The sequence below is a fragment of the Brucella sp. NBRC 113783 genome (assembly GCF_040372265.1).
In the GTDB taxonomy this organism is placed as follows: Bacteria; Pseudomonadota; Alphaproteobacteria; order Rhizobiales; family Rhizobiaceae; genus Brucella; species Brucella teleogrylli.
The window spans coordinates 219,252-240,175 of record NZ_BAABRX010000002.1 but is presented as its reverse complement, the minus strand read 5'-3'; the positions used below and the strand labels follow the sequence as shown (position 1 = coordinate 240,175).

Below are 20,924 nucleotides of genomic sequence, written 5' to 3'. Positions count from 1 at the left end.
CTTTCCAACTTTTTAAAGTGCATCCATTGCTTTCAGCAGCGGATGAAGGTCGTGCGGCGTAGCCAATATGTGGTGCGCACCGGCTTCGACGAGCGCATGCCGGTCATGATAACCCCATGACACGCCCGCCGCCATGGCTCCTGCCGAGCGCGCCATCTGCATATCGTAAATCGCATCGCCGATAACAATGGTTCGGTCGGGTTCTATCCCCATTTCCGCGCAGGATTCAAGCACCATCGCCGGATGGGGTTTGGACGGGCAGTCGTCCGCCGTGCGAATGACCAGAAAATGCTTGCCGATGCCATGGCGTTCGAACACCGCATGGACGCCGCGACGCGATTTGCCCGTGACGATCCCCAACAAAAGATCGTCCCGCTCGCCGAGTTCGGTCAGAAGCGGCAGAATGCCGTCATAGAGCGGCTCCGAGAAATCCGGCGCCTGCCGCAGTCGCACGAAATTATCCTTGTAGCGCTGCGTCAACCAATTGACCTGTTCATCCGGCTCGCGGCCCAGCAATCGCGCAATGGCCAACGGAAGCGACAGACCGATGATGGAATGCGTCTGGGCTTGTTCCGGTGGCGTCAGCCCCGCATCGGCAAAACTTTCCGCCATGCAGCGATGGATGAAATCACCGCTATCGACCAAAGTGCCGTCGCAATCGAAAAGAACAAGTTTCATCGTGCTGCTGCCGCCTTTGCCGGTCGATTGATGATTGTCAAGCCAAGACCGATCAGGATCAAGGCTGCGAATATCTTCCAGCTCAAGGCCTCGCCGAGCACAATACCGCTCAGCAACACGCCGAAGGCTGGCGTGAGAAAGGCAAAGTTGGAAAGCTTCGACGCCGGATAGCGATTCACCATCCAGAACCAGAGCGGATAGGTGAATGCGACCACAAAAAAGGACTGAAACAGCAGCGAGATCACCGAAAGAACATTCGGATCGCGCACGAGTGGGCCGGCAAGGCCGATAAACGGTAGCGGCACCAACGTGGCAACGACCAGCTGATACAGCAGGATTTTCTCAGGAACGGCATAAGCGAGTTTGCTGCGCTTGATGACCAGCGTGGTCAGCCCCCAGAGAATGCCCGAAACAAGCGCCAGCAAATCGCCATAGAACGCATAGGGCCCCGGTCGGCTGACATGATCAGAAAACACCACAAACACACCCAGAAACGCCACGCACATGCCGATGAACGCCCGGACCGACATGCGCTCGCCGAGCAGGAAATGGCTGCCGATCGCCACCCAGAACGGCATGACATTCATCATCAGTGTCACGCGGCTGACGCTGGTGAGGTCCATCGCGAGAAAAATCAGCACAAACTCGGTGCCAAACAGCAGTCCGGCAAGAATGCCCGGCAGCAGGGTTCCGTCATTTCTGAACAGCGGAATGCGTCGCCAGAAACACCAGAAAAACACGCATATGCCGCCGAGAGCGGAACGCCCGGCGGCCATCAGCATCGGATTGAAACCCTGATTGCCTATCTTCACGGCAACCTGATTAAGCCCCCAGCTGAACATGATGAAGATGACCAACGCCACGGCCAGCCCATCGAAAGAAGCCCGGCCCGGCGCCAGCGCTTCAACTTTCCCCTGCCCCATTTTCGCACCGAAATCGTCAGTTTGACTTTATTGGTTAGTCTTCCGCACTGTCCTCATCGAAACCAAGCAGGTTCCACGACTGAACCATGTGCGGCGGCAGCGGCGCGGTCACATCAATGATCCCGCCCGATGGGTTGGGGATGCGGATGCGGCGCGCATGCAGATGCAGACGCTTCTGAATGCCGCCGGGAAACTCCCAGTTCTGGTCGGCTTCGAAATATTTCGGATCGCCGATGATTGGATGACCGATATAGGCGGCGTGAACGCGCAGCTGGTGCGTGCGGCCCGTATAGGGCTCCATTTCCAGCCATGTCAGATTGTTGCCCACCTTTTCGATGATGCGGTAATAGGAAACCGCGTGATCGGAATCCGGTTCGCCGTGCTGGCAAACGCGCATCTTGTCGCCATCGGGCGTCTGTTCCTTGACCAGCCAGGTCGAAATCTTGTCTTCACGCTTGCGCGGAACACCCTTTACCAAAGCCCAGTAGGTCTTTTTGGTATCACGCTCGCGGAAAGCGGCAGTCAGAGCCTGCGCCGCGCCGCGCGTGCGCGCCACCACAAGAACACCCGATGTATCGCGGTCGATGCGATGAACAAGACGCGGCTTTTCGCCCTTCTTGTTGCGCCACGCTTCCAGCATACCGTCAACGTGACGGGTCAGTCCCGAACCGCCCTGCACGGCGAGACCCGCTGGCTTGTTGAAGACAAACACCTTCGGGTCTTCATAAATCAGCATCTGCGAGAGAACGTCGCCGTCCTGCTGGCTGCGGATGGTGCGCGCTGTGACCGGGCCAGTTGCCTTTTCATCGACACCGAGCGGCGGCACGCGGACCATCTGATTGGCCTGAAGGCGCGTATCAGCCTTGGCGCGACCACCATCGACGCGAACCTGACCTGAACGCAGCAATTTTTGCAGATGGCCGAAGCCCAGCCCAGGAAAGTGAACCTTGAACCAGCGATCAAGGCGCATGCCCGCTTCGCTTGTATCCACAATCTTCTGTTCAACGCCTGCCATGAGAAACCCGATCAATATCTTTCTGCCACGCGCAATCGGCGTGTCTGAGTGTTATTCCTGTCAATAGACGTGAGTTTCCACGATTGCTAGTGGAATTCCGGAAAACTCCGACTTGAAGCCTTTTACGCCAATTGCAGCCGATATTAGCCGGAAAACGCCTGAATCTTCACACTCAGTTACATACGTTTTTAATTTATGGTTGGTTCTGACACCCCATAGCCACTTCTTGCAGTCATAGAATATTGATACAAAGGCGGGGCTATACCATGTAGCCCCGTAAATAGAACGAGCGGGAGTGCGAAAGTGTCATTGCTCAAAATATACTGGCGAGCCATGGAATATCTTGCGGTCGAGAAAACCGCAACGATATCGATGTGTGTCGCGAGTGTCCTTGTTGCCCTTGTAACACTGGCCGAGCCTATCCTTTTCGGTAAGGTCATTCAGGCCATTTCCGACAAGGGAGATATCTTCTCCCCGCTGTCGATGTGGGCAGCGCTTGGCGTTTTCAACATCATCGCAGCCGTTTTCGTGGCGCGTGGTGCGGATAGGCTTGCGCATCGCCGCCGTCTCGGCGTGATGATCGACTCCTATGAGCGCCTGATCACCATGCCGCTTGCCTGGCATCAGAAGCGCGGCACGTCGAATGCCCTGCACACGCTGATCCGCGCGACGGACTCGCTCTTCACGCTGTGGCTCGAATTCATGCGTCAGCACCTGACCACGGTTGTGGCTCTGGCGACGCTTATTCCGGTTGCCATGAACATGGATATGCGCATGTCGCTGGTCCTGATCGTGCTCGGCGTCATCTATGTCATGATCGGCCAGCTGGTCATGCGCAAGACCAAGGACGGCCAGATGGCCGTTGAGAAGCACCACCACAAGCTTTTCGAACATGTCAGCGATACGATCAGCAATGTTTCGGTCGTGCAGAGCTATAACCGCATTGCCTCGGAAACGCAGGCGCTGCGCGACTATGCCCGCAATCTGGAAAAGGCACAGTTTCCGGTTCTCAACTGGTGGGCGCTTGCCAGCGGCCTCAACCGCATGGCTTCGACCTTCTCCATGGTGGTCGTGCTGGTGCTTGGCGCCTATTTCGTGACCAAGGGTCAGATGCGCGTCGGCGATGTGATTGCCTTCATCGGTTTCGCGCAGCTCATGATCGGTCGTCTCGACCAGATCAGCGCCTTCATCAACCAGACTGTGACGGCACGCGCCAAGCTCGAAGAATTCTTCGAAATGGAAGATGCGACCGCAGACCGTCAGGAGCCGCAGGACGTGGCCGATCTGGAAAACGTTAAGGGCGACATCGTCTTCGACAATGTCACCTTCGAATTCCCGAATTCGGGTCAGGGCGTCTATGACGTTTCCTTCGAGGTGAAGCCCGGCCAGACGGTGGCCATCGTCGGCCCGACCGGTGCAGGCAAGACCACGCTGATCAATATCCTTCAGCGCGTGTTCGATCCGGCTGCTGGTCGTGTGCTGATCGACGGCGTCGATACGCGCACCGTCAGCCGCCGTTCGCTGCGCCATGCGATTGCCACTGTGTTTCAGGATGCCGGTCTCTTCAATCGTTCCGTGGAGGAGAATATCCGCGTCGGTCGTGAAGACGCCACGCATGAAGACGTCCATGCCGCCGCCAAGGCTGCCGCCGCGCATGACTTCGTTCTTGCCAAGGCAAACGGTTACGACACGGTTGTCGGCGAGCGCGGCTCGCAGCTTTCGGGCGGCGAACGCCAGCGTCTGGCGATTGCACGCGCCATCCTGAAGGATTCGCCGATCCTCGTGCTCGACGAAGCGACAAGCGCGCTCGACGTCGAGACCGAAGAAAAAGTGAAGCAGGCTGTGGACGATCTGAGCCAGAACCGCACCACCTTCATCATCGCGCACCGTCTTTCGACGGTACGCTCAGCGGATCAGGTTCTGTTCATGGACAAGGGCCATCTGGTCGAACGCGGCAGCTTCGATGAGCTTGCAGCCCGCGGCGGTCGTTTCTCCGACCTGCTCCGCGCCGGTGGTCTTGCTCTCGAAGACAAGCAGGCCAAGCCCGCAGAAGGCAGTAATGTGATGCCTTTCCCGGCCCGTGCCTGATCGCTGATGATAGCGAACACGAAAAAGCCCGGCAGAGATGCCGGGCTTTTTCGTTTTAGAGCGGGATTTCAAACCGGAGTCCATCATATCCGGGCTCAACATTCTCAGGCGTTTCACGCAACACCGTCTCATAGTCCAGCGGCACATGCATGTGTGTGAGGATTGCCCGCCTGGGCGCGAATAGTTCGATCCATTCCAGCGCCTGTTCAAGCGAGAAATGGCTCGGATGCGGGCGATATTGCAAGGCACCAAGGATCAGCACATCGGCGTGGCGGATATGGCGCAGGCTTTCATCCGGGAACGCGCTGACATCCGTGCAATAGACAACATTGCCAATACGGAAGCCGAGCGACTCGATATCGCCGTGGATCTGCCGGAACGGCTCGAACCGGATCTCACCACCCGCGCCGTCGATGGTGAAGGGTGTTTCGGCTGCAATATCATGCATGCTCAGGATCGGCGGATAGCTTGAGCCCGCCGGCGTCTCGAAACAATAGCCAAAGGCGTCGTACAGCCGGTTACGCGTGAAGCGGTTGGCATAGACATCCATTAGCCGCCGATTATCCACCACATAGGTGCGCAGATCGTCGATCCCGTGAATGTGGTCGGCATGCGGATGGGTATAGACCGCCGCATCGAGCGCGTGCACGCTGGCATTGATCATCTGCGTGCGAAAATCCGGCCCCGTATCGATCACCACGGTGGTGTGGTTGCCGCTCTCATTGAAACGCTCAACCAGCAGCGAGGTACGCGTGCGACGGTTTTTCGGGTTTTGCGGATCGCACTTACCCCAATCGCCATTGACACGCGGAACGCCGGGCGACGAACCGCAGCCCAGAATCGTGAAGCGCAGGCAATTTCGGGGAGAAGTCACGCTCAAACTTCCTCTGAAGGCCGGGGCATCTTGGAGAAGAGCCTGAACACGTTGTCGCTCGTGATGCGGGCGACTTCTTCATTGCTCACGCCAATCGTCTCGGCCAGCATGGCAGCGGTGTGCTGCACGAAAGACGGTTCGTTGCGCTTGCCACGATGCGGCAGCGGCGCAAGGAACGGCGCATCCGTCTCCACCAGCAGACGGTCGCGCGGAACAATGGTCGCAATCTCGCGGATTTCCGGCGAGTTCTTGAAAGTCAGAATGCCGGAAAACGAAACATAGCCGCCCAATTCAACACCTTTTTCCGCCAGTGCGCGACCGGACGAGAAACAATGGAGAATGAAGGGAAAAGCGCCCTTGGCGGTTTCTTGCTCCAAAATTTCGGCCATGTCGTCATCGGCGCTGCGCGCATGGATGACCAGCGGCAGTTGCGTGCGGCGCGCGGCTTCGATGTGGACGAGAAACCCCTGGCGCTGCGCTTCCGGCGGAGCGTAGTCGTAATGATAATCAAGACCCGCCTCGCCTATGGCGACAACTTTCGGGTGCTCCGCAAGGCGCACCAGATCGTCAGCCGTAATGTCCAGTTCTTCATGCGCATTGTTCGGATGGGTGCCGACCGAGCAGTAGACGGACTCGTAAGATTCAGCGATGGCGCGGATCGTATCGAATTTACGCACCCGTGTGGAGATCGTCACCATGCGCTTGATACCGGCGTCGAGCGCGCGCTGCACAACAGCATCGCGCTCCGGCTCGAAATCGGCAAAATCGAGGTGACAATGGCTATCGACAAGCATCATCGCACTCAGTTCTGTTCTTCAGTTTCCACATAGCGCGGGAATACCGGCTGCGGGGCTGGCAGATCGGCGCCACCGATGAGCTGGCTTGCTGCCACGTCAGTGAACTGGCGCTTGTCGGCAGGGATGGCCAGAATGTCGAGCAGCTTTTCCGCCGACTGCGGGATGAAAGGCTGCACCATGATGCCGACGCGACGAATGACTTCTGCCGTCACGTAAAGCACGGTGCCCATGCGCGCCGGATCGGTCTTGCGCAGCGCCCAAGGCTCCTGCCCCGCGAAATAACGATTGGCTTCCGCGACGACGGCGAAGATCGCGCCGAGCGCCAGATGCAGCGCCTGATCGTCCATGGCCTTACGCGCTGTTTCCAGCGCCGCATCGGCCTGATCGAGAATGGCCTTGTCGGCGTCCGAGAATTCACCCGGCTGCGGCACCTTGCCTTCGCAATTCTTGGCGATCATCGACAGCGAACGCTGCGCCAGATTGCCAAGATCGTTGGCAAGATCAGCATTGGTCCGGTTAACGATGGCGTCATGGCTGTAGCTGCCGTCCTGTCCGAACGGCACTTCGCGCATCAGGAAGTAACGCAGCTGATCCAGCCCGTAACGTTCCACCAGACCGAACGGGTCGATGACATTGCCGAGCGACTTCGACATCTTCTCGCCGCGGTTGAACAGGAAGCCATGGGCAAACACGCGCTTCGGCAGCGGAATGCCTGCCGACATCAGGAATGCGGGCCAGTAGACGGCGTGGAAACGCGAAATATCCTTGCCGATGATATGCGCATCGGCAGGCCAATAGGCCCACTTGTCGCTGGTCGTATCGGGATAGCCGAGTGCGGTGATGTAGTTGGTCAGCGCATCGACCCAGACATACATGACGTGCTTTTCGTCGCCCGGCACCGGAATGCCCCAATCGAAAGTGGTGCGCGAAATCGACAGGTCCTTCAGACCGGACTTCACGAAGCTCACAATTTCATTGCGGCGTTCGGCAGGCATGATGAAGCCCGGATTCTTTTCATAAAGATCGAGCAGCTTGTCCTGATATTGCGAGAGACGGAAGAAATAGCTTTCCTCTTCAACCCACTCGACAGGCGTGCCTTGTGGACCGTAGCGAACATTATCCGCGCGGACTTCGGTTTCTTCCTCGCCGTAATAAGCTTCGTCGCGAACCGAGTACCAGCCCGCATAGCCGCCCTTATAGATGTCGCCATTGGCGGCCATTGCCTGCCAGATGGCCTGGCTGGCCTTGTAGTGACGCTCTTCGGAGGTGCGGATATAATCGTCGTTCGAGCTGTTCAGAACCTCGGCCATGCGACGGAAAGCTTCGGTATTGCGGTCTGCAAGCTCGCGAGGCGTGATGCCTTCCTTGCGCGCGCTTTGCAGCATCTTGATACCATGCTCGTCCGTACCGGTCAGGAAATGCACATCCTTGCCGTTCAGGCGCTGAAAACGCGCCATCGCGTCGGTTGCGATCAGTTCATAGGCATGGCCGATATGCGGCTTGCCGTTGGGGTAAGCAATCGCGGTGGTGATATAGTATTTTTCGCGGCTCATTATGGACCCGGTCTTTCGATGTTTGAAAGCGCGCCTGACCGTTTGCGGGAACGATCACCAGACACACACAAGAGAAAATCGTCGGCTGTGACATAACCCATGTGAGCAGTCATGTCACGCCGCAGTGCAGCAAGTTGGGCCAATCTGGAGCTATGATCCAGCGCCAGTGTGAAAAGCGCGATGCGTCTTCTCCAGCAGGATCACAACCGCTTGCTTGCGATCAAGATTATAGGTTTCAGCATCGATGATCTCGCGACCGAGATCGCTCCAGAATCGCGACCACTGATCGGCCTCCCGCAATTGCCCTGCTTCGGCGCGCTGGCGCGCTTCCGTGGCGATGCGCTCCATCAGATGATCGCGGAAAAGTTGATACTGAATTTCCGCCTCACGCCCCGTCAGGACGCTGGCCAACGCCTGCGCCTTGGGCAGATCGAAGGCCGGCCTCTCCAGTATCCCATCGACGGTGTCGGAAATCTCAATGCCGCCATGCGCCAGAAGCAGAAGCGCCTTGCGCACGCTGCCTTCGGCGCGTTCCAGAAGCGTCGGCGTGACACCGGATGCATCCAGCCCGATATGCGCGCCGACATGAGTCAGCGCATCCTTCATGGCCCTCTCGTCCAGCGGACGCAGCTGAATGCTCTGGCAGCGGGAACGGATGGTCGGCAAAAGGCGACCGGATGAATGCGACACCAGCACGAACAGCGCGCGCGCTGGCGGTTCTTCCAGTGTCTTCAATAGCGCATTGGCCGCATTGCGGTTCATGTCGTCAGCGGGATCGACGATGACGATGCGCCAAGCATGGTCCGAGGCGGTGCGGGTCAGAAAATGCGTGACGCGACGGATTTCCTCGACCGTGATACCGGTGCGGAATTTGCCGGTCTTCTGGTCGAACGGGCGATTGATATGCAACACTGCTGGGTGCATTCCACCCGCGATCTGCCGCCAAAGAGGCCTCGAAAAATCCGGCGTACCGATATCTTCCGGCGCATTGGTCTGATCGCCGTGGGTCAGCATATGCCCCGCCAGATGGAAAGCGAGCGTCGCCTTGCCGATGCCCTGCTCGCCCTCGAGCAACAAAGCATGGTGCATCCGGCCTTCGCGATAGGCCTGCGCCAGAAAGCGTGTCACCTCCCCGTGACCGGTCAGATAATCACTCGCGGATGGTCCCGGAATACCTTCAATGGAATCATGCGCCTTGGGGACGTCGAGTTCGTCGATCACAACAGCCCCTTCTTTTTCAACAATTCGCTGGCCAGTGCGCCGATATCTTCAGCTATTTCTTCCTGCGGTCGGTCAGCTGCAACAACCTTGCAGCGCTCTGGCTCCGCAGCAGCAATGGCCAGAAATGCCTGACGGCGCGCCTCATGCACGGCAATGTCTTCCTTCTCAAATCGATCCGCAGTCTCGTTACCGCGCCGTTTTCCGGCACGGGAAAGCCCTTTTTCAGCCGGAATATCGAGAATGATTGTCATGTCGGGAACAGCACCGTCGATTGCAATACGTTCAATGGCTGCCATATAGGTCGCATCGAGATTGCCCGTCACGCCCTGATAGGCACGGCTGGAATCGATAAACCGATCACACAGCACCACGCGCCCTTCGGCAAGCGCCGGGCGTATCAGCTGGTCAACATGATCGGCGCGGGCGGCTGCAAACAACATTGCCTCCATGGCCGGACCATAGCTTTCGGCATTACCGCTCAGGATGACGTGCCGCACAGCCTCTGCGCCCGGCGAACCGCCGGGTTCGCGCGTAATGACGGGATCAAATCCGTTTGCGCGCAAATATTTGGCAAGCAAGGCGATCTGCGTCGACTTGCCTGCACCCTCGCCGCCTTCGAATGTGATGAATAATCCTGACACTCTGGCTTCCGCATTACGTTCTGAAAAGATTCAATAGCCACAAGAGCTTGATTCAAGTTCATACCGGCCTTTGGCGGTGAGGTCGAGAATTTTGAGCATGTCCCGAAAACTGTCTAAAGATATTTGCGCAACCAGCCGGTCGAAAGCTCCACCGCGCTGCTCCATGCTCTTTGCGCAAGACTGCCTTTCTCGACGGATTGCGCAGCAAACAGCGGCACTTGCTGAACCATATTGCCGTTGAGATCAAACTCCAGCATACCGACCTTGCTTTCAACTGCGACCGGCGCATGCAGCGGCCCCTCATAAATGAACCGTGCCTTCAGCTTTTCCCGCCCCTCTTTGGGCAGCAGTAATTCGACATCGTCCTTCACTTTCAGCGAAACACTGGCCTGTGTCCCGCCGAAAACCTGCGCTTCCCCCACAATATCGTTTGCCGAATAAAGACGCATATCGTCAAACGACGTCATGCCCCACTGGATCAGCTTTCTGGCTTCCTCTTCGCGCTCCTTGACGCTGGCGAGACCGCTCAACGCAAGAAACAGACGCCGCCCGTTCTGCTCAGCCGATGCGACTAGAGCGTAACCAGATGCTTCCGTGTAACCGGTGCCCATGCCATCCGCGCCAACATCCAGCCGCAAAAGCGGATTGCGGTTGCGCTGGGTGATATTGTTCCAGGTAAAGGCCTCCTGCGCGTAATATTTGTAAAAATCCGGGTGGGCGGAATGAATATGACGTGCAAGCTTGGCCAGATCATCCAGGGTTACCGACTGTCCGCTTGCAGGCAGACCGGTCGAATTCACAAACACGGAATTGGTAAGACCCAGTTCCCTGGCGCGCTGGTTCATTCGTTCCGCGAAGCTTTGTTCGCTCCCAGCCATTCCTTCAGCCAGAATGATTGCACCATCGTTAGCCGACTGAACAATGAGCCCCTGAAGAAGATCCGCGACGGTCGGTGCGGACTTGATGCGGGCGAACATGGTCGAAGTGCCTGACGGTGCACCGCCGGTGCGCCAGGCATTTTCACTGACGATGTAAGGCGTTTCGAGTGTGGTCTGGCCCTTTTCCAGTGCTTCAAACACCACCTCCGCTGTCATCAGCTTGGCAAGCGATGCGGGCGGGATCGGCGTATCGGCGCCCTTTGACAGAAGGACCGTGCCACTGCGGTCATCGATCAGCAGGGCTTGCGGAGCCTTGGTCACAAGCGCGGTCTCGGCTGGCGCGGCAACGGCCGCCAAAGGCAACAGAACGGCAGCGATCCCCACCGTTCCTGCTGTTAAAACGCCAGCGATTCTTGAATGAAGCCCCATGGAAATCCCGTTACGACAGCAAGAGTACAAGCTTACGCAACGAATTCGACCAAAATCAATCCTTCAAACCGCATCACTCAAATATGATGCGACTGAGGGATTAATCCATACGGACAACGAATGCGTTCTTGGCCCCAGCCTTCCATGCCGCGCGCAGCAGGGCATCGTTGCCGCCCTTTTCTGCAACAGCCGTGAGTTCGTAGAACTCGCCCGTTTCAGTCGGCACTTTGGTGCGTTTGACTTTCGCCGTTTTCGGCAAGGCGCGCTGCATCTTTTCAGCCGCTGCAAGCGTGTCGAACAGACCGAGTTCAACATACTCGCCGTGCTCTTCGGCATTGCGGCGCTTCCATGCATCCGAAACAGCGCTTGCCGTCAGGATGCTGCCATAAGTGCGTTCTTCCGTATAGGCGCTTGCGGCGATCCGATCAGACGCATAGCCCGTCAGTCCGCTGATGTGACCCGCATTGGCCACACCAAAGCTTCCATTCGGCTTGCGCGACGGCAGAGGTACGTTCGGTGGCAAAACCGGTGCCGGACCCGACGCATCGCCATAGGCCGGATTGACCGAGAATGGCGATTCCTGCGGCACAGGTGCGGAAACCGGCATAGGTGCGCTTTGCGGCGCCATGGCAGGTATCGGAACAGCGGATTTCGGCGAGGTCGGCGTCGGGCCGTTCATGGCCATCATCACGCCCGTTGCAGGCTGGCCGATCATGTCGCCGCCAGCCGGACGATAGGATGCCATCAGATAGGCATCATCCTTGCCGTCGAGCGGTGCGCGCCCGACATATTCCACCTTCACATTGGCCGTGCCGTGATGTTGGTAATCGAGCATTTCCGCCGCTTTCTGCGACAGATCGATCACGCGATCATATTCATAGGGACCGCGATCGTTGACGCGCACGATGACTGAGCTACCGGTATCCATATTGGTCACGCGGGCATAGCTCGGCAACGGCATGGTCGGATGCGCTGCGGTCAGATGCGTCATGTCATAGACTTCGCCATTGGCAGTGAGACGGCCATGGAAGGCCTCGCCATACCAGGACGCACGACCGACGGCGGTATAATTTTTGTCTTCTTTGGGATAATACCAGCGGCCCTTAACCTTGTAAGGCTGGCCCGTCTGATCTCGTCCGCCCCCACGGGGCATAGGCTTGCCGGTGCCATAGGCAACACGCGGGCTTGCCTTCACGCCATATTTGGATTCGGCAAAATATTCCTTGGAGCGCTTCGGCTTCGGCTTGGCAGTCGGCGGCGTCGCGCAACCGGCCAGAGCAACGGCCATGGCCATGAAAGTCATCATGGCGACCGAGCCGCGCTTATCACGCAACATCGCCGCCTTCTCGCTGACCGAAATTTTCAGCCCACGCTTCGAACTCATACGCCACACGCCCGCTACTCGACACGCAGCCCAAAACGCTGGCTGCACTTTACATAAATCCAGTGATGTCACCGATTTATTGACGGATCATTAAAACTTTCAGAAAAGCCGTCATTTGAGTCGCCACACGCACAAGATGATTAACGGAGCCGACGATCACCGCCTTGAATTGTGGAACCAATCTGCCTCCCACAGAGTTGGAAATACACAACAAGGAGAACACCATGTTTCGAGCACTCATTCTTTGGCTTCTGGGCGTACCATTCATCCTCGTGCTGATTATCTGGTATTTTTTCTTCTAAACACGGAACATTCGCAGGACTACTCCGTTTTAGAAGTGGCTCTCTTGACCTCTGAGCCAGTCACCTAACGTCATGATTAGGCCCGCGCTTCATAGCTGCGGGCCCTTTTTTTGGCTCGAGTTTACCGGTCGCGCGCCGGTTAAGTGGGAATAAGCGCGTTGATGGCCTGCCGGTGGAGCTTGAAATGCGCCGGTGTCCAGGTGGAAAGCTCGCCATCGGTATTCACCGCGCGCGGCTTCTTGGTGCGGATAATCACTTCTGTCGTCGGAAAGGCGCGCACATCATTCCATTTCGACTGCGTGCCGCGTCGCAGGCTCGGCAGTAAACGAAGCAGATGCCACCAGTGATCAACTTCGAGACTGTAGAAATCCAGCTTGCCGTCATCGATGGCCGCGTCCTTTTCAACGGCCATGCCACCACCGTAAAACTTGCCGTTGCCGACGGAAACCTGCAATGTTTTGATCTTTTCGGTGATGCCATCATGTTCGAGATAGGCGGTAAACAGCTCTGACCGCATCAAAATGCGCGCCGCGACGATACCATAGCCGAGCTTGCCCCATTTCTTTTTCGCGTCCGCGCTCAGTTGCTGCGCAAGTTCCGCGCTGAAACCGATACTGGCGACGTTGAAATAGAGGTGACCGTTCACCTCGCCGAGATCGATGGGATGCACCTTATAGGTCGCAATCTGACGGGCCGCCTCCACCGGATCAGCTGGAATGCCCACGGTGCGGGCAAAATCATTGGCTGTTCCGAGCGGCAAAATGGCGAGCGGCATGCGGGTTTCCATGAGCCCCTTTGCAGCCGCATTGAGGGAACCGTCACCACCGCCGATGACGACCAGATCATGGTCCCGCTCGCGCGAAATGACATCGGAGATCGTTTCGCCCTCGCGCGGCTGGTGCTCGAACAGTTCCAGCCCACCGCGCTCAAGTTCCGTCCTCATCGCGCCGCCGAACCCTTTCCCATTACGGGCATTGGGGTTCACAATCAGCAATGCGCGACGCTTTGTTGTCTTTGCCATAGAGTATCCGTCGGGTCCGTTTCGTTTCACCCACCGCGAGTTGCAGCAAGTCGTAAAAGGCTTGTTCAGCAGATGGCGACGGATCGGCGGATATCAATATGCGCAAATGCTAATTCTGCTACCTTTGACAGCAAAGTGAAGACTGTAACAGCATGTGATCGCGTCAGCTGAGCAACTTTTCGCAGGCCCCACCCTGCCGCCGCAATCTTACAGATTGACGGGTGGATAAAGAGAACATAGCTTGTGCCCAAGAGTGCCAAACTCTCCAATCTGATCGAGCCCGATGTGGCTACAAGATACTGAAATATCTTGCAGATTGCGGGTATGATGTAATGGTAGCCTGTCAGCTTCCCAAGCTGAACGCGCGGGTTCGATTCCCGCTACCCGCTCCAGTTTTTCCCAATACTTACAATCAATGACTGTTGCGACTGCGCCTCCTCGCACGACATCGCGCATCTCGATTAATACTTAAAAAGCCAAATCATTACACCATTATAAGTATATTATAATTTAGTAATTTATAATATTTATTATTTGCTCCCTAATACTTGCCGTATTAACTATTTTCATTTCAATATAGAATTCCGAATTATTTAAGAACGAGATAGTTCATGCAGCGATATTCTATTCTGATTTCAGTGGTAACGAGAAATCGCCCGGCGATGCTCGCCGCACTTCTCAAGTCATTGGAAAGCGTCGTGGTGCCGGAACAGGTGTCGCTGCATTTTCTGGTCGTCGAGAACGATTCTCGCAAATCGCTGGATGAACAGGTGACGGCTTTTGCTGCGCGCATGCCGGACCATATCGTGCAGTATCGGCTTGAACCGAGGATCGGCATTTCGCACTCCCGCAATTGCGCGCTGAACCATGCCGTCGATAACGGCCACGATTTTCTGGTCTTCATCGATGACGACGAAATTCCAGAACCAAACTGGTTGATCGAACTCTTTGCTGAGCAACAGAGGGAGAGCCTGGATATCGTCGGCTCGCCGGTGCGCCCGATGCCTGTCGAGGGCAAATTGAACATCTGGCAGAAATTCGTCTGGTCCGGGCTGGACCGCCTTGCCAGTCGCTCGGAGCGGAAATCACGCGCGAAATGGGAAAATGGCCTGGCTGGCGGCATCAAGGTCGCTACGGGAAGCTGGATGGGCAGGCTCGATTTCTTTCGCGAGACGGGACTGCGATTCGATTCCTATTTCGGCCTGACGGGCGGCGAAGACTGGCATTTGTGGGCCAAGGCCAAAACGCTCAATGCGAAAACGGGATGGGCGCCGGACGCCATCGTCTACGAGACTGTGCCGCTCAGCCGCCTGACCCTCGCCTATCACTTCCGCCGTAATCGCGATCACAACACGACGGAGTTCATTTCGTCCTACAAGAAGAACCCATCGCGGGCGCTCGGTAAACTGCCTTCGTTGCTGGCCAGCCGCAGCTGGAAATTACTGGTTTCGGTTCTCTCCATTCCGCTGAAAGGCGCGCCGGCAGTGCTGGCCTCCGCGACAGCGCTTGGAGGTCTTGTCGGGTTGCTCCGCGGCTGCCGAGGCAAGCAATCCATGCATTATGCGAAAACGACCGGGCACTGAGCATTTTTTCGAAAGTGTGAGCGGTTCTCGTAATAGATGGAACAAACAAAAACAGCCCCGTAAGACGGGGCTGTTTGCATTTCAAAATCTGGGCAGGCAATCAATACCAGCCGACAGCGACCTGCGCTTCTTCGGACATACGGTCTGCGGTCCATGGCGGATCGAAGGTCATCGAAACTTCGACCATGGAAACCCCCTCCACCGCTCCAACGGCGTTTTCCACCCAGCCCGGCATTTCGCCAGCCACCGGGCAGCCGGGGGCCGTCAGGGTCATTTCGATCTTTACGGTACGGTCGTCTTCGATATCGATCTTGTAGACAAGGCCAAGCTCGTAGATATCCGCCGGGATTTCCGGGTCATAGACGGTTTTCAAAGCCGCAATGATGTCATCCGTCATGCGCAGGAGTTCTTCCTGCGGAAGAGCGGAGGCAGAGAAAACAGCGCTGCCTTCGGCTTTCGCCGTTTCATCGGCAGGCTTGGTTGCAGCCTGATCCTGAACTTTTTGTTCCATCTCGGTCATCCGAAAAACTTCCTCGCCTTTTCCAAGGCTTCCGCCAATGCATCCACTTCAGCGCGGGTATTGTACATGGCAAAGGATGCACGGCATGTAGAGGTGACGCCAAAGCGTTTCAAGAGGGGCTGTGCGCAATGCGTGCCCGCGCGCACCGCCACCCCGGCCCTGTCGATCACCATCGACACGTCATGCGCATGGATGCCTTCCAGCGCAAACGAGATGATCGCGCCCTTGTCCGGCGCATGACCGAAAATGCGGAGCGAATTGATTTTGCCCAGTTGTTCGTGGGCGTAATCGCGCAAATCTTCCTCATGGGCGAGAATGGCGTGACGACCAATCTTTTCCATATATTCGAGCGCCGCACCAAGACCGATTGCCTGAACGATGGGTGGCGTGCCAGCTTCGAAACGGTGTGGCGGATGATTATAGGTCACGTATTCTTCCGTGACTTCCTCGATCATTTCGCCGCCGCCCTGGAAGGGGCGCATCTTTTCCAGCATTTCGGCGCGACCATAAAGGACACCGATACCGGACGGACCATAAACTTTGTGGCCAGTGAAGACATACCAGTCGCAGCCCAGATCCTGCACATCGACCGGCAGGTGCACCGCGCCCTGACTGCCATCGACCAGAACCGGAATGCCCCGCGCATGGGCAAGCTCAACGATCTTCTTGATCGGCGTCACCGTGCCAAGCGCATTGGACATATGCGTGATGGCGACGAGCTTTGTGCGATCGGTCAGGCGCTTCTCGAATTCCTCGATATGGAAGATGCCTTCATCATCCACCGGCGCGAAAACCAGCTTGGCGCCCTGTCGCTCACGGATGAAATGCCACGGCACGATATTGGAGTGGTGCTCCATGATCGAGACCAGAATCTCGTCGCCTTCGCCAATATGCGGCATGCCGTAGCCATAGGCGACCGTATTGATTGCCTCGGTGGCGTTCTTGGTGAAGACGATCTCATCGACCGAGCCCGCATTCAGAAAACGCCGCACGGTTTCGCGCGACTTTTCATAAGCATCGGTTGCAGCATTCGACAAAAAATGCAGGCCGCGATGCACATTCGCATATTCGTTGGAATAAGCGTGCGTCACCGCATCGATGACGCTTTGCGGCTTTTGCGCCGAAGCGCCATTGTCGAGATAGACAAGCGGCTTGCCGTGGACTTCGCGCGACAGAATTGGAAAATCCCGGCGGATGGCTTCCACGTCATAGGCCGCAACAAGCGGATTCTTCTGGTCCATGATCGTTCCTTTTGCCGTTCGGCAGGAAGGACGGCGCGCACATCTGAGCGCACCGTCCTATTCAATCAGGCATGAACGGCGAGCCAGTTGGACAGCACGGCTTCCAGCGCTTCCACCAGCGTTTCGTCTTCCAGCTCTTCAATGATCTCGGCGATGAACGCCTTGATCAGCAGGCCACGCGCCTCGTTTTCCGGAACACCGCGGGCCATCAGATAGAACAGATAGTCCTTGGAAAGCTCGGCAACCGTTGCACCGTGACCGCAGGCCACGTCATCGGCAAAGATTTCGAGTTCCGGTTTGGCGTCGAACTCGCCTTCGTCCGAAAGCAGAAGCGTGTTGCAGGCCATGCGGGCATCGGTCTTCTGGGCGATCTGCGCAACGCGGATCATGCCCTGGAAAACGCCGCGCGCGCGGTCCTTCACCACATTGCGGATGATCTGGGTCGAACGGGTGTTCTCCACCAGATGGCCAACCGTCATGGTGATGTCGGTGTGGGTGTCGTCGGCCAGAAGATTGAGGCCGCGAAGCTCGAAGTCGGAATCTTCGCCCGTTACATTGACGTGCACTTCCTGACGAACCAGCTTGCCGCCCGCATTGACGATGTATAGCGTGAGCTTGGAGCCTTTGCCAATCGTCGCATTGAACTGCGAAAGCTGCGTCGCCTGGCCGAAATCACGCAGGATGACCCAGAGGACTTCTGCGCCGTCACCAACCGAAACGTGGCTCACCGACGTCGAGAACGCATCGCCCTCGCCGCCATTCTGGCGCTCGATGATCGTTGCCTTGACATCCGAACCGATGCGAACCGGGAAACGCGTGTGGCTCTGCCCGGTCTTCTGGATGTTCTGGATTTCGAGAGGCGCTTCCAGCTCGGTGCCATCGGCAATCGAAACCATCCAGCCATCGCTGACATAGGCAGCGTTGATCTGGCCAATCGTATCGTCGGTGCCACGTGCTTTAAGCTGAAGAGCCAGCGAACCATCGGCCAACGCTTCGCGAACCGGGGTCAGCGAAACGCCTTCCGGCGCCTTGGCGTCGAGCGCAGCGCCATTGCTGGCGGCAAGAATGGTGGAACCGGTGAGCAAAGCCGCAAGCGGCTTCGTACCGGCAGCGCTATCAAAAGGCGCGACGCCCTTCAAAAGTGTGCGGAAATCCGTGTAATGCCAGCTTTCGACGCGGCGCGACGGAAGCCCGATGCTCTTGAGCAGCTCAAGCGCGGTATCGCGTGCGACGACGACATCGCCATTGCCCGACAAATCGCCGATATAATCGCCAAAATTGTCGATCAGCGCGCTTTCAGCGGGCGTCCTCGGCTTTGCGGTCTGAGCGGTCTGGATATTCATAATCCAATCCTCCTCAGGCTGCTTCGCCGATTACTTCGGCATAACCGTTTTCTTCCAGATGCAGTGCGAGGCTCTTGTCGCCAGACTTGATGACCTGGCCCTTGTAAAGCACGTGCACGCTATCGGGAACGATGTATTCGAGCAGACGCTGATAGTGGGTGATGACGATCACGGCGCGGTCAGGCGAACGCAGCGCATTGACGCCTTCCGAAACGATCTTCAGCGCATCGATGTCGAGGCCAGAGTCGGTTTCGTCGAGCACGCAGAGGCTTGGCTCCAGAAGCTGCATTTGAAGAATTTCAGCGCGCTTCTTTTCGCCGCCCGAGAAGCCGACATTGAGCGGGCGCTTCAGCATGCTCATGTCGATGTTGAGGCCGCCGGCGACATCCTTCACCCGCTTGATGAATTCCGGAATCTTCAGTTCCGGCTCGCCGCGCGCCTTGCGCTGGCTGTTCATCGCGACTTTCAGGAATTCCATCGTGGCAACGCCCGGTATTTCCATCGGATACTGGAAAGCGAGAAAAATGCCCTTGGCAGCGCGTTCTGCCGGGTCGAGTTCGAGGATCGACTCGCCATTGTAGAGAATGTCCCCTTCGGTCACTTCGTAGTCGTCGCGACCAGCGAGGATGTAAGACAGCGTGGACTTGCCCGAACCGTTCGGCCCCATGATCGCAGCCACTTCACCCTTGTTCACGGTGAGGTTCAGGCCACGGATGATTTCGGTGTCCGTATCGGCGATCTTTGCGTGGAGGTTCTTGATCTCAAGCATGAATGTAAACCTTGTTCTAATGCCAGGAAAAGGCTGGCCAGAAAAATCAATGGGGAAGAGGCGTGTCGATTGGTTAGCCGACACTGCCTTCAAGCGAGATGCCGATCAGCTTCTGGGCTTCGACGGCGAACTCCATCGGCAGTTCCTGAATGACTTCCTTCACGAAGCCATTGACGATGAGAGCGATTGCCTCCTCTTCCGGAATGCCGCGCTGCATTACATAGAACAGCTGGTCTTCGGAAATCTTGGAGGTGGTTGCCTCGTGCTCGAACTGCGCCGTAGCGTTCTTCGCTTCGATGTACGGTACCGTATGCGCGCCGCAATCGTTGCCGATCAAAAGCGAGTCGCACTGGGTGAAGTTGCGGGCATTCTCCGCCTTGCGATGCGCCGAAACCTGTCCGCGATAGGTGTTGTTCGACTTGCCAGCCGAAATTCCCTTGGAAATGATGCGGCTCGACGTGTTCTTGCCGAGATGGATCATCTTGGTGCCCGAGTCGATCTGCTGATAACCGTTCGACACGGCAATCGAGTAGAACTCACCGCGTGAGTTGTCGCCGCGCAGAATGCAGGACGGATATTTCCAGGTAATGGCAGAGCCGGTTTCAACCTGTGTCCAGGAGATCTTGGAATTGTCGCCACGGCAATCGCCACGCTTGGTGACGAAGTTGTAGATGCCGCCCTTGCCGCTGCTGTCGCCCGGATACCAGTTCTGGACCGTCGAATACTTGATTTCGGCGTTTTCCATCGCAACCAGTTCAACCACGGCGGCATGAAGCTGGTTTTCATCGCGCTGCGGTGCGGTGCAACCTTCCAGATAGGAAACATAGGCGCCTTCATCGGCGATGATGAGGGTGCGCTCGAACTGGCCGGTGTTCTTCTCGTTGATGCGGAAATAGGTCGAAAGCTCCATCGGGCAGCGAACGCCCTTCGGAACATAGACGAACGAACCGTCGGTGAAGACAGCCGAATTCAGCGTCGCATAATAGTTGTCCGACACCGGAACAACCGACGCTAGATATTTCTGCACCAGTTCAGGATGTTCACGGATAGCTTCCGAAATCGAGCAGAAGATCACGCCCGCCTTGGAGAGTTCTTCCTTGAAGGTGGTCACGACCGACACGCTGTCGAACACCGCATCGACGGCAACACGGCCGGACGCATAGACATTGTCTGACGGATTGCCGTCGATTTCGCTCGGATCGCCCTGCTTGCGCACGCCCGCAAGAATTTCCTGCTCGCGCAGCGGAATGCCAAGCTTTTCGTAGGTCTTGAGAAGTTCCGGATCGACTTCATCCAGCGACTTCGGGCCGCTCTGGTTCTTCGGCGCCGCGTAATAATAGGCGTCCTGGAAATCGATCTTCGGATAATCGACACGCGCCCAGCTTGGCTCTTCCATGGTGAGCCAGCGTTCATAGGCCTTCAGACGCCATTCCAGCATCCATTCCGGTTCATTCTTCTTGGCGGAGATGAAGCGAATGATATCTTCGTTCAGGCCCTTGGGAGCCTTCTCTGCTTCGATCGTCGTCTCGAAGCCGTACTTGTACTGATCCACGTCAAGGCCGCGGACCTGATCAATGGTCTCCTGCACTGCAGGCATTGGCGTTCTCCATCCTCGTCGGGGTCAAGGCCCGACAGTTGCAAACGTCAAGGTGATATGTCTTGAA

General features: G+C 57.0%; 18 protein-coding genes and 1 tRNA gene. 3 read left to right on the top strand and 16 right to left on the bottom strand.

Annotated elements, in window-relative coordinates; genetic code table 11:
• Positions 1 to 12 precede the first annotated feature (12 nt).
• The 3 genes from ABWW11_RS06485 to ABWW11_RS06475 are packed head-to-tail and all read right to left on the bottom strand — an operon-like array spanning position 13 to position 2,616.
• Positions 13 to 678 carry an HAD-IA family hydrolase gene (locus ABWW11_RS06485; RefSeq protein WP_124915984.1) on the bottom strand — a complete coding sequence of 222 codons (666 nt, stop codon included), beginning with the start codon at positions 676 to 678 and terminating at the stop codon, positions 13 to 15.
• A complete protein-coding gene (locus ABWW11_RS06480; RefSeq protein WP_124915985.1) occupies positions 675 to 1,601 on the bottom strand; it encodes a DMT family transporter in 927 nt (308 codons plus the stop codon). Before ABWW11_RS06480 ends, ABWW11_RS06485 begins: the two co-directional genes overlap by 4 nt.
• Positions 1,602 to 1,635: 34 nt before the next feature.
• The gene (locus tag ABWW11_RS06475) at positions 1,636 to 2,616 is read right to left on the bottom strand and encodes an RluA family pseudouridine synthase (protein ID WP_109370216.1); all 981 of its coding nucleotides are present in this window, start codon (positions 2,614 to 2,616) and stop codon (positions 1,636 to 1,638) included.
• A 303-nt stretch (positions 2,617 to 2,919) separates the two neighbouring features.
• Here ABWW11_RS06475 and ABWW11_RS06470 point away from each other — a divergent pair, with 303 nt between their 5' ends.
• Complete coding sequence (locus ABWW11_RS06470) at positions 2,920 to 4,704, top strand: glucan ABC transporter ATP-binding protein/ permease (RefSeq protein ID WP_109368908.1); 1,785 nt, start codon at positions 2,920 to 2,922, stop codon at positions 4,702 to 4,704.
• Between the two features lie 55 nt (positions 4,705 to 4,759).
• Here the strand turns inward: ABWW11_RS06470 and ABWW11_RS06465 are convergent, their stop codons facing one another.
• From ABWW11_RS06465 to ABWW11_RS06430, 8 genes are all read right to left on the bottom strand, one after another.
• Positions 4,760 to 5,578 (bottom strand): MBL fold metallo-hydrolase, encoded by an 819-nt coding sequence (locus tag ABWW11_RS06465; RefSeq protein WP_109368907.1) that lies wholly within the window; start codon positions 5,576 to 5,578, stop codon positions 4,760 to 4,762.
• Between the two features lie 2 nt (positions 5,579 to 5,580).
• On the bottom strand, positions 5,581 to 6,372 hold the full coding sequence (locus tag ABWW11_RS06460) for a TatD family hydrolase (RefSeq protein ID WP_109370215.1): 792 nt from the start codon (positions 6,370 to 6,372) through the stop codon (positions 5,581 to 5,583).
• A gap of 8 nt (positions 6,373 to 6,380) precedes the next feature.
• On the bottom strand, positions 6,381 to 7,928 hold the full coding sequence (metG, locus tag ABWW11_RS06455) for a methionine--tRNA ligase (RefSeq protein ID WP_109368906.1): 1,548 nt from the start codon (positions 7,926 to 7,928) through the stop codon (positions 6,381 to 6,383).
• Between the two features lie 150 nt (positions 7,929 to 8,078).
• Positions 8,079 to 9,149, bottom strand: coding sequence for a DNA polymerase III subunit delta' (locus tag ABWW11_RS06450; RefSeq protein ID WP_109368905.1), 1,071 nt, complete (start codon positions 9,147 to 9,149; stop codon positions 8,079 to 8,081).
• A complete protein-coding gene (gene tmk, locus ABWW11_RS06445) occupies positions 9,146 to 9,790 on the bottom strand; it encodes a dTMP kinase (RefSeq protein ID WP_109368904.1) in 645 nt (214 codons plus the stop codon). Before tmk ends, ABWW11_RS06450 begins: the two co-directional genes overlap by 4 nt.
• 113 nt (positions 9,791 to 9,903) lie before the next feature.
• The gene (locus ABWW11_RS06440) at positions 9,904 to 11,097 is read right to left on the bottom strand and encodes a D-alanyl-D-alanine carboxypeptidase family protein (protein ID WP_109368903.1); all 1,194 of its coding nucleotides are present in this window, start codon (positions 11,095 to 11,097) and stop codon (positions 9,904 to 9,906) included.
• Between the two features lie 100 nt (positions 11,098 to 11,197).
• Entirely contained in the window at positions 11,198 to 12,481 is a 1,284-nt protein-coding gene (locus ABWW11_RS06435) for a septal ring lytic transglycosylase RlpA family protein (protein WP_109368902.1), read from the bottom strand.
• 441 nt (positions 12,482 to 12,922) lie between these two features.
• Positions 12,923 to 13,804 carry a lipid kinase gene (locus ABWW11_RS06430; RefSeq protein WP_109368901.1) on the bottom strand — a complete coding sequence of 294 codons (882 nt, stop codon included), beginning with the start codon at positions 13,802 to 13,804 and terminating at the stop codon, positions 12,923 to 12,925.
• Positions 13,805 to 14,122: 318 nt separating this feature from the next.
• Between ABWW11_RS06430 and ABWW11_RS06425 the strand changes: the two genes are divergently transcribed.
• A tRNA-Gly gene (locus ABWW11_RS06425) sits at positions 14,123 to 14,196 on the top strand.
• A 219-nt stretch (positions 14,197 to 14,415) separates the two neighbouring features.
• The gene (locus tag ABWW11_RS06420; RefSeq protein WP_109368900.1) at positions 14,416 to 15,387 is read left to right on the top strand and encodes a glycosyltransferase family 2 protein; all 972 of its coding nucleotides are present in this window, start codon (positions 14,416 to 14,418) and stop codon (positions 15,385 to 15,387) included.
• A 100-nt stretch (positions 15,388 to 15,487) separates the two neighbouring features.
• Here the strand turns inward: ABWW11_RS06420 and ABWW11_RS06415 are convergent, their stop codons facing one another.
• From ABWW11_RS06415 to sufB, 5 genes are all read right to left on the bottom strand, one after another.
• The gene (locus tag ABWW11_RS06415) at positions 15,488 to 15,907 is read right to left on the bottom strand and encodes an SUF system Fe-S cluster assembly protein (RefSeq protein ID WP_109368899.1); all 420 of its coding nucleotides are present in this window, start codon (positions 15,905 to 15,907) and stop codon (positions 15,488 to 15,490) included.
• Entirely contained in the window at positions 15,904 to 17,148 is a 1,245-nt protein-coding gene (locus tag ABWW11_RS06410) for a cysteine desulfurase (RefSeq protein ID WP_109368898.1), read from the bottom strand. The genes ABWW11_RS06415 and ABWW11_RS06410 overlap by 4 nt, the downstream gene beginning before the upstream one ends.
• 65 nt (positions 17,149 to 17,213) lie before the next feature.
• Positions 17,214 to 18,491 carry a Fe-S cluster assembly protein SufD gene (sufD, locus tag ABWW11_RS06405; RefSeq protein WP_109368897.1) on the bottom strand — a complete coding sequence of 426 codons (1,278 nt, stop codon included), beginning with the start codon at positions 18,489 to 18,491 and terminating at the stop codon, positions 17,214 to 17,216.
• Between the two features lie 13 nt (positions 18,492 to 18,504).
• A complete protein-coding gene (gene sufC, locus ABWW11_RS06400; protein WP_109368896.1) occupies positions 18,505 to 19,260 on the bottom strand; it encodes a Fe-S cluster assembly ATPase SufC in 756 nt (251 codons plus the stop codon).
• A 73-nt stretch (positions 19,261 to 19,333) separates the two neighbouring features.
• Entirely contained in the window at positions 19,334 to 20,857 is a 1,524-nt protein-coding gene (sufB, locus tag ABWW11_RS06395) for a Fe-S cluster assembly protein SufB (protein ID WP_078338531.1), read from the bottom strand.
• Positions 20,858 to 20,924 lie beyond the last annotated feature (67 nt).

Coding starts and splice junctions, on each gene's coding strand:
- ABWW11_RS06485 (WP_124915984.1), bottom strand. CDS start 678: ATGAAACTTGTTCTTTTCGATTGCGACGGCACTTTGGTCGATAGCGGT.
- ABWW11_RS06480 (WP_124915985.1), bottom strand. CDS start 1,601: ATGGGGCAGGGGAAAGTTGAAGCGCTGGCGCCGGGCCGGGCTTCTTTC.
- ABWW11_RS06475 (WP_109370216.1), bottom strand. CDS start 2,616: ATGGCAGGCGTTGAACAGAAGATTGTGGATACAAGCGAAGCGGGCATG.
- ABWW11_RS06460 (WP_109370215.1), bottom strand. CDS start 6,372: ATGCTTGTCGATAGCCATTGTCACCTCGATTTTGCCGATTTCGAGCCG.
- metG (WP_109368906.1), bottom strand. CDS start 7,928: ATGAGCCGCGAAAAATACTATATCACCACCGCGATTGCTTACCCCAAC.
- ABWW11_RS06440 (WP_109368903.1), bottom strand. CDS start 11,097: ATGGGGCTTCATTCAAGAATCGCTGGCGTTTTAACAGCAGGAACGGTG.
- ABWW11_RS06435 (WP_109368902.1), bottom strand. CDS start 12,481: ATGAGTTCGAAGCGTGGGCTGAAAATTTCGGTCAGCGAGAAGGCGGCG.
- ABWW11_RS06430 (WP_109368901.1), bottom strand. CDS start 13,804: ATGGCAAAGACAACAAAGCGTCGCGCATTGCTGATTGTGAACCCCAAT.
- ABWW11_RS06420 (WP_109368900.1), top strand. CDS start 14,416: ATGCAGCGATATTCTATTCTGATTTCAGTGGTAACGAGAAATCGCCCG.
- ABWW11_RS06415 (WP_109368899.1), bottom strand. CDS start 15,907: ATGACCGAGATGGAACAAAAAGTTCAGGATCAGGCTGCAACCAAGCCT.
- ABWW11_RS06410 (WP_109368898.1), bottom strand. CDS start 17,148: ATGGACCAGAAGAATCCGCTTGTTGCGGCCTATGACGTGGAAGCCATC.
- sufD (WP_109368897.1), bottom strand. CDS start 18,491: ATGAATATCCAGACCGCTCAGACCGCAAAGCCGAGGACGCCCGCTGAA.
- sufC (WP_109368896.1), bottom strand. CDS start 19,260: ATGCTTGAGATCAAGAACCTCCACGCAAAGATCGCCGATACGGACACC.
- sufB (WP_078338531.1), bottom strand. CDS start 20,857: ATGCCTGCAGTGCAGGAGACCATTGATCAGGTCCGCGGCCTTGACGTG.